This window comes from Enterobacter cloacae complex sp. ECNIH7 (assembly GCF_002208095.1).
GTDB classification, from domain to species: domain Bacteria; phylum Pseudomonadota; class Gammaproteobacteria; order Enterobacterales; family Enterobacteriaceae; genus Enterobacter; species Enterobacter cloacae_M.
This window is the reverse complement of sequence record NZ_CP017990.1, coordinates 3,697,880-3,711,108: the sequence shown is the minus strand read 5'-3', so window position 1 is coordinate 3,711,108 and position 13,229 is coordinate 3,697,880. Positions and strand designations below refer to the sequence as shown.

Genomic DNA, 13,229 nt, shown 5'->3' with positions numbered 1-13,229 from the left:
GTCAGCCCCTTCGGGACGCGCTACATAAATTTCGAATGACGCACAAAAAGGTGCCTGCCGTCCAACTACTGATCATAGCGATGCTTTATCAGGCCAGGGCGAAACGTCGAGTTAGGCACCGCCTCATTCCATGACAAAGCCGGGTTTTTACCCGGCTTTGTTGTATCTGAAGGGCAGACTCAGTTACGCTCTGCGTAAATCCCCATTAAGAGAGTAATGCGTTGAAACGCTGGCCCGTTTTCCCCCGCTCCCTGCGGCAGCTCGTCATGATGGCCTTCTTGCTGATCCTGCTGCCGCTGCTGATCCTTGCCTGGCAGGCGTGGCAAAGCCTGAACGCGCTGAGCGCGCAGGCGGCTTTGACCAACCGCACGACGCTCATCGACGCCAGACGCAGTGAAGCAATGACCAACGCCGCGCTGGAGATGGAGCGTAGCTATCGTCAGTATTGCGTGCTTGACGATCGGACGCTGGAAAAGGTTTATCAGAGTCAGCGTAAACGCTACAGCGAAATGCTGGACGCTCACGCGGGGGTCTTGCCTGATGACAAGCTGTATCAGGCGTTACGTCAGGATTTGAACGATCTCGCGCAGCTGCAGTGCAGCAACAGCGGCCCGGATGCCGCCGCCGCCGCGCGCCTCGAAGCTTTTGCCAGCGCCAACACCGAGATGGTGCAGTCAACGCGCGCGGTGATTTTCTCTCGCGGCCAGCAGCTCCAGCAGGAGATTGCCGAGCGCGGCCAGTTCTTCGGCTGGCAGGCGCTAGTGCTGTTCCTGGTGAGCCTGGGGCTGGTTCTGCTTTTTACCCGCATGATCATCGGCCCGGTGAAGGGCATTCAGCGTATGATCAACCGTCTGGGGGAGGGGAAATCGCTCGGGGATACGGTCGCCTTTAAAGGTCCGCGCGAGCTGCGATCCGTAGGTCAGCGCATTATCTGGCTGTCCGAGCGCCTGGCGTGGCTCGAATCACAGCGCCATCAGTTCCTGCGCCATATCTCCCATGAGCTTAAAACGCCGCTGGCCAGCATGCGCGAAGGGACGGAGCTGCTGGCGGACGAAGTGGCCGGGCCCCTTACGCCAGAACAGAAAGAAATTGTCGAGATCCTGGATAACAGCAGCCGCAATCTGCAAAAGCTGATTGAGCAACTGCTGGATTACAACCGCAAGCTGGCTGACGGGGCGGTCGTACTGGAAAACGTTGAAATTGAGCCGCTGGTGGATATGGTGATCTCCGCCCACAGCTTGCCAGCAAGAGCTAAAATGATGCATACCGGCGTTGAGCTGAATGCGCCTGCGTGCCTGGCTGAACCCATGCTGCTGATGAGCGTTCTGGATAATCTTTACTCCAATGCGGTGCACTATGGTACTGAATCCGGTAACATTTATATCCGAAGTAATACGAATGGTTCACGGGTGTTTATTGACGTCGCAAACACCGGCACCCCGATCCCCGATGACGAAAAAACCATGATCTTCGAACCCTTTTTCCAGGGGAGTCATCAGCGGAAAGGCGCGGTTAAAGGAAGCGGGCTGGGCTTGAGCATCGCCCGGGACTGCATACGACGCATGCAGGGTGAGCTAAACATTGCCGCGGACGAACGTTCAGACGTTTGCTTCCGTATCGAACTGCCCGTGAGCCGGAAAAATCAATAAAATGAATCTATGTCTGGTGAGTATGTCACACGTCTTTTTCCGCGCCGTACGCGCGGTGTTTTCCTGCAACACGCTTCGCCTGAGCCTGCCCTGTTTGTTTCTGGCAGGGTGTGTTTCCCATGCGCCACAAAGTGCAATTAGCGATAAACAAGAAGATAAATGGCCCGATAACCAGCTGGCAGATTTCCTCTCAACCCGCTGCGACGACATCTGGAACCTGTCAGGACATGACGTTGAAAGCAACCCGCTGTTCTGGCTGCGAGGAATAGATTGCGCCCAGCGTCTTGCGCCGGTAGACGCCCGCTCGAAGGCGGCGATGCTGGATGACGACACCTGGCAGGACGCTTTCAAGCGCGGGATTTTACTCGCAGATGCGAAAATCACCCCCGTTGAACGCCGCGTCAATGTCACCCGGCTGGACACGTTTGTAGTCAATCTTCCTGTGCAGGTACGCCCGGTGTACCAGCTCTGGCGCGATGGGCAGACATTACAGCTTCAGCTGTCTGAAGAGCGCTCCCGCTACAGCAAGCTGCAGCAGTCAACCGACAGCGAGCTTGATACGCTGCGTCAACAGCAGCAACATTTACGTACGCAGCTGGATACCACGACGCGCAAACTGGAAAACCTGACGGATATCGAAAGGCAGCTCTCGTCGCGTAAATATCAGCCGGGGAGTTCATCCGCTGCACCGGACAGCGATACGCCGAAACAAGAGGATGTGAAGCATGACGAGCCGTAAACCTGCCCATCTTTTACTGGTGGATGACGATCCCGGCCTGTTAAAGCTGCTGGGGATGCGTCTGGTGAGTGAAGGCTACAGCGTCGTGACCGCTGAAAGCGGGCTGGAAGGACTGAAGATCCTCAGCCGCGAGAAAATCGATCTGGTGATAAGCGACCTGCGGATGGACGAAATGGATGGTCTGCAGCTGTTCGCGGAGATCCAGAAGCAGCAGCCGGGTATGCCCGTGATTATCCTGACGGCGCACGGGTCGATCCCGGATGCGGTTGCCGCGACGCAGCAGGGGGTCTTCAGCTTCCTGACCAAGCCGGTGGACAAAGACGCGCTTTATAAGGCTATCGACAGCGCGCTGGAACACGCCGCCCCGGCGGGGGATGAAGCGTGGCGGGAGTCCATCGTCACCCGCAGCCCCATTATGCTGCGTCTGCTTGAACAGGCCCGGATGGTGGCGCAGTCCGACGTCAGCGTGCTCATCAACGGCCAGAGCGGAACCGGGAAAGAGATCCTGGCGCAGGCGATCCATAACGCCAGCCCGCGCAGTAAAAACGCCTTTATCGCCATTAACTGCGGCGCGCTTCCAGAACAGCTGCTCGAATCTGAACTGTTTGGTCACGCCCGCGGCGCATTCACCGGCGCGGTGAGCAGCCGGGAAGGGCTGTTCCAGGCCGCGGAAGGGGGCACGCTGTTCCTGGACGAGATTGGCGACATGCCCGCGCCGCTGCAGGTCAAACTGCTGCGCGTATTGCAGGAGCGAAAAGTTCGCCCGCTGGGCAGCAATCGCGACATTGATATTAACGTACGCATTATTTCCGCTACCCACCGCGACTTGCCAAAAGTGATGGCCCGCAACGAGTTTCGCGAAGATCTCTACTACCGTCTGAACGTAGTGAATCTGAAGATCCCGGCGCTGGCGGAGCGTGCGGAAGACATTCCGCTGCTGGCGAACCATCTTTTGCGCCAGGCGGCCGATCGCCATAAACCATTCGTGCGCGCGTTTTCCACCGACGCGATGAAGCGGCTGATGGCCGCAGGCTGGCCGGGTAACGTGCGCCAGCTGGTGAACGTGATTGAGCAGTGCGTGGCGCTGACCTCCTCACCGGTGATCAGCGATGCGCTGGTGGAGCAGGCGCTGGAAGGGGAAAACACGGCCCTGCCGACGTTTGCGGAAGCGCGGAATCAGTTTGAGCTGAACTATCTGCGCAAGCTATTGCAGATCACCAAAGGCAACGTGACCCACGCGGCGCGCATGGCCGGACGCAACCGCACCGAGTTCTACAAGCTGCTGTCGCGCCACGAGCTGGAAGCAAACGATTTTAAAGAGTAATGCCGTATGGTACTGTGAGCAATCGATTACGAGGCAGCTTACAGGCAAGAGTTTAAGGACCCACCATGAAAAAGATTGATACGATTATTAAACCTTTCAAACTGGATGACGTGCGTGAAGCGCTGGCGGAAGTCGGCATCACCGGGATGACCGTGACGGAAGTGAAAGGTTTTGGTCGTCAGAAGGGCCACACCGAGCTTTACCGTGGCGCAGAGTACATGGTCGACTTTCTGCCGAAAGTAAAAATTGAAATCGTGGTCAGCGACGATATCGTCGATACCTGCGTGGATACCATTATCCGCACGGCGCAGACGGGCAAAATCGGCGACGGTAAAATCTTCGTCTTTGACGTGGCGCGCGTGATCCGTATCCGTACCGGCGAAGAAGACGACGCCGCGATTTAACAATGCCAACGGTTTTGTAGGCCGGGTAAGGTGCAACCACCCGGCGAAAAAAAAAGCCCCTCGAACGAGGGGCTTTTTCATTACAGCACCTTATGGGGCCCGAAACATTCATAATGAATGTTGTCTTTGTTCACACCCAGCTCCACCAGCTGCTTCGCGGCATACTGCATAAACGTCACCGGCCCGCAGACGTAGAACTGCATGTCCGGCGCGCTAAACGCCCCTTCCATCAGGCTTAAATCCATCAGACCTTCGCTGTCAAATCGTGCGACCGCGCGGTCTGCATCCGTCGGCAGGCGATACCAGGTGTGCGCGGTGAAGCGCGGCAGGGACGCCCCGAGCGTTTTCACTTCATCAGCAAAGGCGTGCACGTCACCGTTTTCCGCAGCGTGGAACCAGTTGACCTGCGCACCGTGGTTGGCTTTCGCCAGCGTATCAAGCATCGCCAGCATTGGCGTTTGGCCGACGCCCGCAGAGATCAGCGTAACCGGGGTATTCGCTTCAACGGCCATGAAGAAATCGCCCGCCGGCGCGGCCAGATGAACCACGTCGCCCACGTTAGCTTCGCTGTGAAGCCAGTTGGATACCTGACCGCCGTCCTCACGCTTCACCGCAATGCGGTAGCCTTTGCCGTTTGGCTTGCGGGTAAGAGAATACTGGCGGATCTCCTGATGCGGGAAACCTTCAGGCTTCAGCCACACGCCCAGATACTGGCCTGGCTGGTAATCGGCAACCGGCTGTCCGTCCACTGGCTCAAATTCAAAGCTGGTAATCAGCGCGCTGCGCGGCGTTTTCTCAATGATGCGGAAGGCGCGCGTGCCTTCCCAGCCGCCGTTCTTGCTGGCATTTTCGCTGTAGATCTGCGCTTCGCGGTTGATAAACACGTTTGCCAGCACGCCGTAGGCTTTTCTCCACGCGTGCAGCACCTCCTGGCCCGGGCTGAACATCTCGTCCAGCGTTGCCAGCAGGTGGCCACCCACAATGTTGTACTGCTCGGGCTGGATCTGGAAGCTGGAGTGCTTCTGCGCGATTTTTTCCACCGCGGGCAGCAGTGCCGCCAGGTTTTCAATATTGCTGGCGTAGGCCGCGATGGCGTTGAAAAGCGCTTCGCGCTGATCGCCGTTACGCTGGTTGCTCATGTTGAAAATTTCCTTGAGCTCCGGGTTGTGCGTGAACATGCGATCGTAGAAATGGGCGGTGAGTTTAGGGCCGGTTTCCACCAGCAGGGGAATGGTGGCTTTAACGGTAGCGATGGTTTGAGCGTCGAGCATGAGCGCATCCTTCTGATGTGACTTTAATGATGTATTTTAAATGCATCTTATAAAAAATACCCCTGCGTTGTAAATGGTTCTTTGCAAGATGAAAAATATGCATCACAAACCTGAAAAGAAATCCGCTGGAAAGAGCGAGAGCTTTATTCCTCAAACCCTTGCGTGGCGGGTAGGAAAACGTTTGCGTAAAATCGTTTGTCAAGACCTGTTATCACAGAACTAATCAGTTATACTGTTGCCCGTCGTCCAACAGGACTGCCTTTTCAGGCCAAAATTTACTTGTTAGCTGAGTCAGGAGATGCGGATGTTAAAGCGTGAAATGAACATTGCCGATTATGATGCCGAACTGTGGCAGGCTATGGAGCAGGAAAAAGTACGTCAGGAAGAGCACATCGAACTGATCGCCTCCGAAAACTACACCAGCCCGCGCGTTATGCAGGCGCAGGGTTCTCAGCTGACCAACAAATACGCTGAAGGTTACCCGGGCAAACGCTATTACGGCGGTTGCGAGTACGTTGATATCGTTGAGCAGCTGGCTATCGACCGTGCGAAAGAACTCTTTGGCGCTGACTACGCAAACGTGCAGCCGCACTCTGGCTCTCAGGCTAACTTCGCTGTCTACACCGCGCTGCTGCAGCCGGGCGATACCGTTCTGGGTATGAACCTGGCACAGGGCGGTCACCTGACTCACGGCTCCCCGGTTAACTTCTCCGGCAAACTGTACAACATCATCCCTTACGGTATTGATGAGTCCGGTAAAATTGACTACGAAGACATGGCGAAGCAGGCTAAAGAGCACAAACCGAAGATGATCATCGGTGGCTTCTCTGCTTACTCCGGTATCGTTGACTGGGCAAAAATGCGTGAAATCGCGGACAGCATCGGTGCATACCTGTTCGTCGACATGGCGCACGTTGCGGGCCTGATTGCCGCTGGCGTTTACCCGAACCCGGTTCCACACGCTCACGTTGTGACCACCACCACCCACAAAACCCTGGCGGGTCCACGCGGTGGCCTGATCCTGGCGAAAGGCGGTGACGAAGAGCTGTACAAAAAACTGAACTCCGCTGTATTCCCAAGCGCGCAGGGCGGCCCGCTGATGCACGTTATCGCGGCAAAAGCGGTCGCGCTGAAAGAAGCGATGGAGCCTGAGTTCAAGGTTTATCAGCAGCAGGTTGCTAAGAATGCCAAAGCGATGGTGGAAGTGTTCCTGAACCGTGGCTACAAAGTGGTATCCGGCGGTACTGAAAACCACCTGTTCCTGCTGGATCTGGTTGATAAGAAACTGACCGGTAAAGAAGCTGACGCAGCCCTGGGCCGCGCCAACATCACCGTGAACAAAAACAGCGTGCCAAACGATCCGAAGAGCCCGTTCGTGACCTCCGGTATCCGTATCGGTTCTCCGGCCGTAACTCGCCGCGGCTTTAAAGAAGCGGAAGTGAAAGAGTTGGCTGGCTGGATGTGTGACGTTCTGGACAACATCAATGACGAAGCGGTTATCGAGCGCGTCAAAGGTAAAGTTCTGGATATCTGCGCACGCTTCCCGGTTTACGCATAATTCCTCTGCCTGGCAGAAATAAAAAAGGCCGCGCTTGCGGCCTTTTTTTATGGCTTAACGCCGGTCGAGGGAAATGGCTCCAGGTCCGACAATCGCCAGCAAAATAAAGGCGCCAGCAATACTGACGTTCTTATAGAAGTTAATCATATTCGGCACGACCGCATCACCTGTCATATCCCAGTAGTGGTGCCCAATCACCGCGGTTCCGAGGGTATAGAATACGAACAGTACCGCGAGAGGACGGGTGAAAAAGCCCAGGACGATCAGGATAGCGGCAGGCACTTCCATTACCACCGCAATAATGGCCGCCAGCATGGGCATCGGCGCACCCAGCGAGGTCATATATTGTACGGTGCCGCTAAACCCCGTCAGTTTTGGATAACCAAAGATAATAAACAGCACGACAAGCGCGATGCGGCCAATCAGCAGCAGCAGGTGACGTGACTGACCGAAATCTAAATAACGTAGAGTGTTCATAGCTGGCTCATTTTTCAGGGGACCCAATCTAAAATTAATACACAAATCCATAGTCTTCCATTCAGCTTTTCTTCATAAATCAGGCGTTCGCGTGATGTTAAATTCAGACTTCGTGTAAAATTGTCTCTTTTCTTTGGCAAGGGAAATTTATGCAGTGCATATCATGTCAGCAAGAAGAGGCAAATAAAGAATCCGGGCTGTGCAATCAGTGTGAGCGTGCAGACGAAAAGAAAATTAACGGGCTGCTTTATCTCCCGGCGGCGGGCCTGGTGATTAACCTCATCATGACGCCTATTGGAGCATGGAATTACTTTGCGGCGATGTTCCACTTTTTCCAGTCAGGGGGAATTAACCTGTTTGGGGCCGTGGGTATCGCGGTAATGATAATTGATGTGGCACTGACCGCGGCCGCAGGCTGGTATTTCTTTAAAAGAAAGTCGGGTATCCGTAAGATCATCATTCCCTACTATTTAATGGGCGTTGTCTTTATGCTCTATTTTGTGGGCATACCTGCCTGGCTCTTCGACGCAAGGCTGGATACGGCTGATATTCGCAATGCGCTTTCCTCCATTGTTGGCGCATCGATCTGGATCCCCTACTTCCTGGTTTCCAAACGCATTAATCAGGTCTTTGTACGCTAGACGTTTCGCGGGGCCGCCATGGCCCTGTAAAATGTGCGTGTTATTCACTTGTTAATAGTTGCTTGCGCAGGCTTTGATTTAACGCCAGACTATGGCCTCGATTTCGGGAGGGATTCATGGTCTTGCATTCCACGCGCTGGCTGGCGCTCAGTTATTTCACCTATTTCTTTAGCTACGGTATTTTTCTGCCCTTCTGGAGCGTCTGGCTCAAGGGTATCGGCCTGACTCCTGAGACTATCGGTGTCCTGCTGGGGGCAGGGCTGGTAGCGCGTTTCCTCGGCAGCCTGCTAATTGCCCCGCGCGTCAGCGATCCCTCCTTGCTGATCAAGGCCGTGCGTATTCTTGCTCTGCTGACGCTGGTCTTTGTTGCCTGCTTCTGGGTCAGCCATCAGTTTGCCTGGCTGATGGTGGTGATGGTCGGCTTTAACCTGTTCTTCTCACCGCTGGTACCGCTAACGGATGCCCTGGCGAACACCTGGCAAAAGCAGATCACCATGGACTATGGCCGCGTGCGCCTGTGGGGGTCTATTGCCTTTGTGATAGGTTCCGCGCTGGTGGGCAAACTGGTCAGCCTTTACGATTACCGCGCCATTCTCGCCCTGCTGAGTATCGGTATTGCCTCAATGCTGCTGGGCATGCTGCTGCGTCCGTCGGTGATGCCGCAAGGGGAAAGCCGCCATCAGGAGAGCGCAGGCTGGCCCGCCTGGCGGAGCCTGGTGGCCCAGAGCTGGCGTTTTCTGGCGTGTGTCTGTCTGCTTCAGGGGGCGCATGCGGCGTACTATGGCTTCAGCGCCATCTACTGGCAGGGGGCGGGATACTCTGCTTCCGCAGTGGGCTATCTGTGGTCGCTGGGGGTAGTGGCCGAAGTCATTATCTTCGCCCTGAGTAAGAAGCTGTTCCGCCGCTTTGGCGCGCGAGACCTGCTGCTGCTTTCCGCCGTGTGCGGCGTGGCGCGCTGGGGGATTATGGGCTGGACGACCGATCTGCCATGGCTGATAGTGGCGCAAATCCTTCACTGCGGCACCTTTACCGTGTGCCATCTGGCGGCCATGCGCTATATCGCAGCGCGCGAGGGCGGAGACGTTATTCGCCTGCAGGCCGTCTATTCGGCGGTCGCGATGGGGGGCAGTATCGCGATCATGACGGTCTTTGCGGGGTTCCTCTACCAGCATCTGGGGCATGGGGTCTTCTGGGTGATGGCGCTGGTCGCCTTACCCGCCATCGTTGTTCGTCCTAAAGTGGCCGCTCGCGCCTCGCTATGATTCCAGCATGGCGCGAATATGTTCTTGCTGCTGCGCGTTCAATGTCTCAACGGCATGTATCAGCGGCGGCGAGAACAGCGGCAGGACGGTAGGGTAGGGGGTGATAACCAGCGCGGCTTCGCGCGGTGCCCCCTCTTTCTGGAAAGCCTGCAGCGTCAGATAGCGAATGTTGAGCGGCAGCAGCGTCAGCTCGCGAAGCTGCTGTTCAATCAGGTCCTCGGTGGCTTTATCGTCTCCCGTCAGCAGGATCACCTGTTTTTCGTGCAGATCGGTCTCCTGCATCAGCCAGGCACCGAAAATCACCGCGACAAGACTCATCTCTTCATCTGAAAAACGTAGCCCAAACTCCGACTCCAGCTCAAACAGCGCTTCCTTTGTGGTGCGTAACAGCCGGGGATAGAGGCGATGGATCTCCTCCGGCAGGCTATTGTCGATGCCGATCTCAAACAGCGAGCGGTCCAGCGCCTGAGCCAGATGGATATATAGCTGATCGGTCAGCCCTTGTTCATCGCTGAAGTTCATCCCGGTCTGCGAGCGAAAACGGGCGACCATGCGCACGATGGCCCGACGCAAGCGCTGATCCTGCTGGTGTTTATCGAGCACCGGATCGGGCGTGCGGAGCATCATAAACAGCAGCGCCAGAAATAGCTGTTCATCCCCGTGCGCACCCTGCGGCACGCGACGTCTCCAGTGACGCACGATCTCCTGGGCCGTAAAATACTCCCCTCTCGACTGGGTCCAGCTGCGCTGAACGTGAGAAAACTGCGGCGTATTCCCGAGCTGGTGCTGAATAAGACAGTATTGCAGATAGAGCTGTAAAAACTGGACGTCGCGGCATTCAAACTGGCGCTGCAGCTTGCGGGAGCAGAAGCCGATCAGCGCCCGCAGGTTCGCATCATCGTAAAGCGGCCGCGCAATGCCGTGTTGTTTAAGCGCGGTTTTTAATGCGGGGGTAAACTGGTGCGAGACAAACTGCGGACAAAGCCGCAGCGCCCGGCGCAGCCAGTGCAGCAGGCATAAACGCTGATTCAGGGCTGTGCCTTCAATCCGGTAGCTGCCGTCGTGGTGCGTGACGATGTCCAGCCGGTGATAGCGCTGGATTTCATCGCGCGTCTCGGCTATATCTTGCCGTGCCATCGCGTCGTCCACCCCGTTGGCAGCAATTATGCTCTGTGCGGTGACGGCAGCATCGGGCAGGTAAAGCATCAAAAGCACCTGGCAGCGGCGCTGCGAACTGGAAAGCACAGATGGAATTTCAAGCGTCGTCATCATCTGTCGGGTATCCAGTGTGAATGTTTGATAAGAATAGCTAAAGGATGAGCGCTGAAAAGCGCGCCGGCAGGCCTTTCACTCAGGATTGCTGGGGAACATCACAGAATTTTTGACGTGAGGAATTGATGCAAACAGTTAAACAAAGTGCGATGGCGTTATTTTTGGCGGTTATCAGCTTCACCGCCAGCGCACATCCTCACAGTTTTATTGACCTCCAGACCGAGCTGGTTACCGACGGCACGCAGCTGAGCGGCCTGAAGATGCGCTGGACGATGGATGAAATCACCTCGGCCGATCTGCTCTATGATGCGGGAAACGCTAAGCCTGGCGATGAAATCTGGAAAAAGCTGGCGGCGGAAGTGATGGCTAACGTGCTCGGCCAGCACTACTTCACGGAATTCTGGCACAACGGGCAGAAGGTCAAATTTCTGAACCGGCCAACGGAATACGGTATGACGCGTGACGGGCATCAGGCGGTGCTGACGTTTGTGCTTCCGCTGGCGCATCCGCAGCCGCTGGCGGGGCAAACGTACCGCTTTTCTACCTTTGATCCTACCTACTATGTCGACATGCGCTATGACAAAGACGGCGACGTACGGCTGCCGGACGCTCTGCAAAAAAACTGCAAAATTGGCGTGCACACCCCGAAACCCAGCGAAGAGACGCTGAACTTTGCGATCTCGCTTGATAAAGAAGATGCACCCCCTGAGGACATGGAGTTGGGTAAACAGTTCGCGCAGGAGGTGACGTTACAATGTCAGTGATCTCTTCTCCGGTTCGTAAACCGCGCCGCTGGCTGCACCTCTGGCCGCTGGCGCTCTTTCTCCTGCTAGCCGTTTGCGGTTCGCTCTGGCTATGGCAGGCCTGGCCGCAGGTCATGATGAAAAGCATCGTCTGGCAGCGTGAGGTCAACCAGCAGATGAGCGGCCTGCTGAAGGCGGTGGCGGAGAACCCGACCAAAGCGGGCGGATCCCTGCTGGCGTTCAGCTTTATCTATGGCGTTCTGCATGCGCTGGGGCCGGGGCACGGCAAAATCGTGATAACGACCTGGCTCGCCACCCATCCGTCGAAGCTGAAATCGAGCATCGGCCTGACGCTGGCCTCCTCGCTGCTTCAGGGCAGCGTGGCGATTGCGCTCGTCGTGGTCGTGCTTTCGCTGTTGCAGCTTCCCGCGCGCCAGCTGCACATGAGCAGTTTCTGGCTGGAGAAGGGGAGCTACGCGCTGGTGGGCGTGCTGGGGGTGATCATCTGCTGGCGGGCGCTGAAAAAGCTGCGCGCGCTGCTGCGAAAACCGAAATTCAAAACCTTTACGCCGCACCACGTTCATGATGAACACTGCGGCTGCGGGCATCAGCATTTGCCCACGCAGGAACAGTTGCAGAACGGCGACGACTGGCGCGCGCGGCTGATGATTGTTCTCTCGATGGGCATGCGCCCGTGCTCGGGGGCCATCATGGTGCTGCTGTTCAGTAAGGTGATTGGCGTGTTTGGCTGGGGAATGCTCTCTGCGCTGGCGATGGCGGCAGGAACGTCTCTCACCATTTCGTCTTTAGCGCTGCTGGTTCACAGCTTCCGTCAGCTGGCGGTCAAACTGAGCGGCAATAAAACGCCGGTGCTGTGGCGACAGGTAGGGTGGACAACGCTTGCGCTGGCGGGCGGAGTGATTCTGCTGGTGGCGGCAGTGACGATGTGGATGAGCGCGGTGCCGGTGGGAAGGGGATTGCGGCCTTTCTAGCGTACTGAGGGATTTTGTAGGCCCGGTAAGCGTAGCGCCACCGGGCTTAACTAACTGGATTAACGCTTCAGCGCATCGCTCAGTTCATCACGCATGTTTGCCAGCATGGCTTTAACAACGCGTGGATTACCCGCAACGACGTTACCGGTAGACATATAGTTATGGCCACCGGTGAAATCACACACGATGGCGCCTGCTTCACGTGCGATCAGCTCGCCCGCAGCAAAGTCCCACGGCTTCAGAGACAGCTCGAAGTAACCGTCAACGCGGCCGGTCGCCACGTAGGCCAGATCCAGCGCGGCAGAACCGGTGCGGCGGAAGTCAGCGCATTCGGTAAACAGTTTGCCCAGGATATTCATATAGGTGGTCGCGTGCTGTTTCGCCTTGAACGGGAAACCGGTCGCCAGGATGGTGCCGTCCAGATCGCGTGCGTTGCTGCAGCGCAGACGGTAGCCGTTCAGCTGTGCGCCCTGACCGCGGGTAGCGGTGAACAGTTCATTACGCATTGGATCGTAAACAACGGCGACTTCAGTACGGCCTTTAATGCGTACTGCGATAGACACAGAGAAGTGTGGCAGGCGTTTAACAAAGTTGGTGGTGCCATCCAGTGGATCGATAACCCATTGAACATCCTGATCGGTACCTTCATGTTCACCGCTTTCTTCGGTGATGATGGTGTGCTGCGGGTAAGATTTGCGGATCGTTTCGATAATAATCGCTTCTGCGGCTTTATCGACGTTAGTCACGAAATCATTGCTGCCTTTCTGGCTGGTTTCTACGGAGTCTGGCGTTTCGTAGTGTTTGGCAATTACATTACCCGCCTTGCGCGCTGCGCGCACGGCGATGGTCAGCATCGGATGCATCGGTCTCTCTCACTGGATGTTAAAGAACAGGAAA

At 56.3% G+C, this 13,229-nt stretch carries 13 protein-coding genes; 9 read left to right on the top strand and 4 right to left on the bottom strand.

All coding sequences use genetic code 11. The features are described 5' to 3' along the window. The first annotated feature begins 221 nt into the window (after positions 1–221). From qseE to glnB, 4 genes are all read left to right on the top strand, one after another. Positions 222–1,649: a two component system sensor histidine kinase QseE/GlrK gene (gene qseE, locus WM95_RS18185; protein ID WP_045355302.1), complete on the top strand. Its 1,428-nt coding sequence runs from the start codon at positions 222–224 to the stop codon at positions 1,647–1,649. A gap of 1 nt (position 1,650) precedes the next feature. Next, on the top strand, positions 1,651–2,388 hold the full coding sequence (gene qseG, locus WM95_RS18180) for a two-component system QseEF-associated lipoprotein QseG (protein ID WP_023308836.1): 738 nt from the start codon (positions 1,651–1,653) through the stop codon (positions 2,386–2,388). Continuing rightward, complete coding sequence (glrR, locus tag WM95_RS18175; RefSeq protein WP_023308835.1) at positions 2,375–3,712, top strand: two-component system response regulator GlrR; 1,338 nt, start codon at positions 2,375–2,377, stop codon at positions 3,710–3,712. Before qseG ends, glrR begins: the two co-directional genes overlap by 14 nt. A 65-nt stretch (positions 3,713–3,777) precedes the next feature. Beyond that, positions 3,778–4,116, top strand: coding sequence for a nitrogen regulatory protein P-II (gene glnB / locus WM95_RS18170; protein ID WP_088544914.1), 339 nt, complete (start codon positions 3,778–3,780; stop codon positions 4,114–4,116). An 80-nt stretch (positions 4,117–4,196) separates the two neighbouring features. On the opposite strand, the gene hmpA is transcribed toward glnB, so the two are convergent. Further along, the gene (gene hmpA, locus WM95_RS18165; protein WP_063408951.1) at positions 4,197–5,387 is read right to left on the bottom strand and encodes an NO-inducible flavohemoprotein; all 1,191 of its coding nucleotides are present in this window, start codon (positions 5,385–5,387) and stop codon (positions 4,197–4,199) included. A gap of 304 nt (positions 5,388–5,691) precedes the next feature. Here hmpA and glyA point away from each other — a divergent pair, with 304 nt between their 5' ends. Then, positions 5,692–6,945, top strand: a complete 1,254-nt coding sequence (gene glyA, locus WM95_RS18160) for a serine hydroxymethyltransferase (RefSeq protein WP_063408950.1) — start codon at positions 5,692–5,694, stop codon at positions 6,943–6,945. A gap of 54 nt (positions 6,946–6,999) precedes the next feature. Here glyA and WM95_RS18155 read toward each other — a convergent pair whose 3' ends face one another. After that, positions 7,000–7,422 (bottom strand): DoxX family protein, encoded by a 423-nt coding sequence (locus WM95_RS18155; RefSeq protein WP_032667909.1) that lies wholly within the window; start codon positions 7,420–7,422, stop codon positions 7,000–7,002. Positions 7,423–7,571: 149 nt separating this feature from the next. Here WM95_RS18155 and WM95_RS18150 point away from each other — a divergent pair, with 149 nt between their 5' ends. Both WM95_RS18150 and WM95_RS18145 read left to right on the top strand, forming a co-directional pair. Further along, the gene (locus WM95_RS18150; protein WP_045355304.1) at positions 7,572–8,063 is read left to right on the top strand and encodes a DUF2569 domain-containing protein; all 492 of its coding nucleotides are present in this window, start codon (positions 7,572–7,574) and stop codon (positions 8,061–8,063) included. Between the two features lie 116 nt (positions 8,064–8,179). After that, positions 8,180–9,325: a 3-phenylpropionate MFS transporter gene (locus tag WM95_RS18145; protein ID WP_008502163.1), complete on the top strand. Its 1,146-nt coding sequence runs from the start codon at positions 8,180–8,182 to the stop codon at positions 9,323–9,325. Here the strand turns inward: WM95_RS18145 and csiE are convergent. After that, the gene (gene csiE / locus WM95_RS18140; protein WP_063408949.1) at positions 9,320–10,597 is read right to left on the bottom strand and encodes a stationary phase inducible protein CsiE; all 1,278 of its coding nucleotides are present in this window, start codon (positions 10,595–10,597) and stop codon (positions 9,320–9,322) included. The genes WM95_RS18145 and csiE overlap by 6 nt on opposite strands. Positions 10,598–10,722: 125 nt before the next feature. On the opposite strand from csiE, the gene WM95_RS18135 reads away from it, so the two are divergent. Further along, positions 10,723–11,361: a DUF1007 family protein gene (locus WM95_RS18135; protein ID WP_045399603.1), complete on the top strand. Its 639-nt coding sequence runs from the start codon at positions 10,723–10,725 to the stop codon at positions 11,359–11,361. Further along, positions 11,352–12,332 carry a nickel/cobalt transporter gene (locus WM95_RS18130; RefSeq protein WP_059446148.1) on the top strand — a complete coding sequence of 327 codons (981 nt, stop codon included), beginning with the start codon at positions 11,352–11,354 and terminating at the stop codon, positions 12,330–12,332. The genes WM95_RS18135 and WM95_RS18130 overlap by 10 nt, the downstream gene beginning before the upstream one ends. A 59-nt stretch (positions 12,333–12,391) precedes the next feature. On the opposite strand, the gene suhB is transcribed toward WM95_RS18130, so the two are convergent. Then, positions 12,392–13,195, bottom strand: a complete 804-nt coding sequence (gene suhB / locus WM95_RS18125; protein ID WP_023308828.1) for an inositol-1-monophosphatase — start codon at positions 13,193–13,195, stop codon at positions 12,392–12,394. Positions 13,196–13,229: the final 34 nt, after the last annotated feature.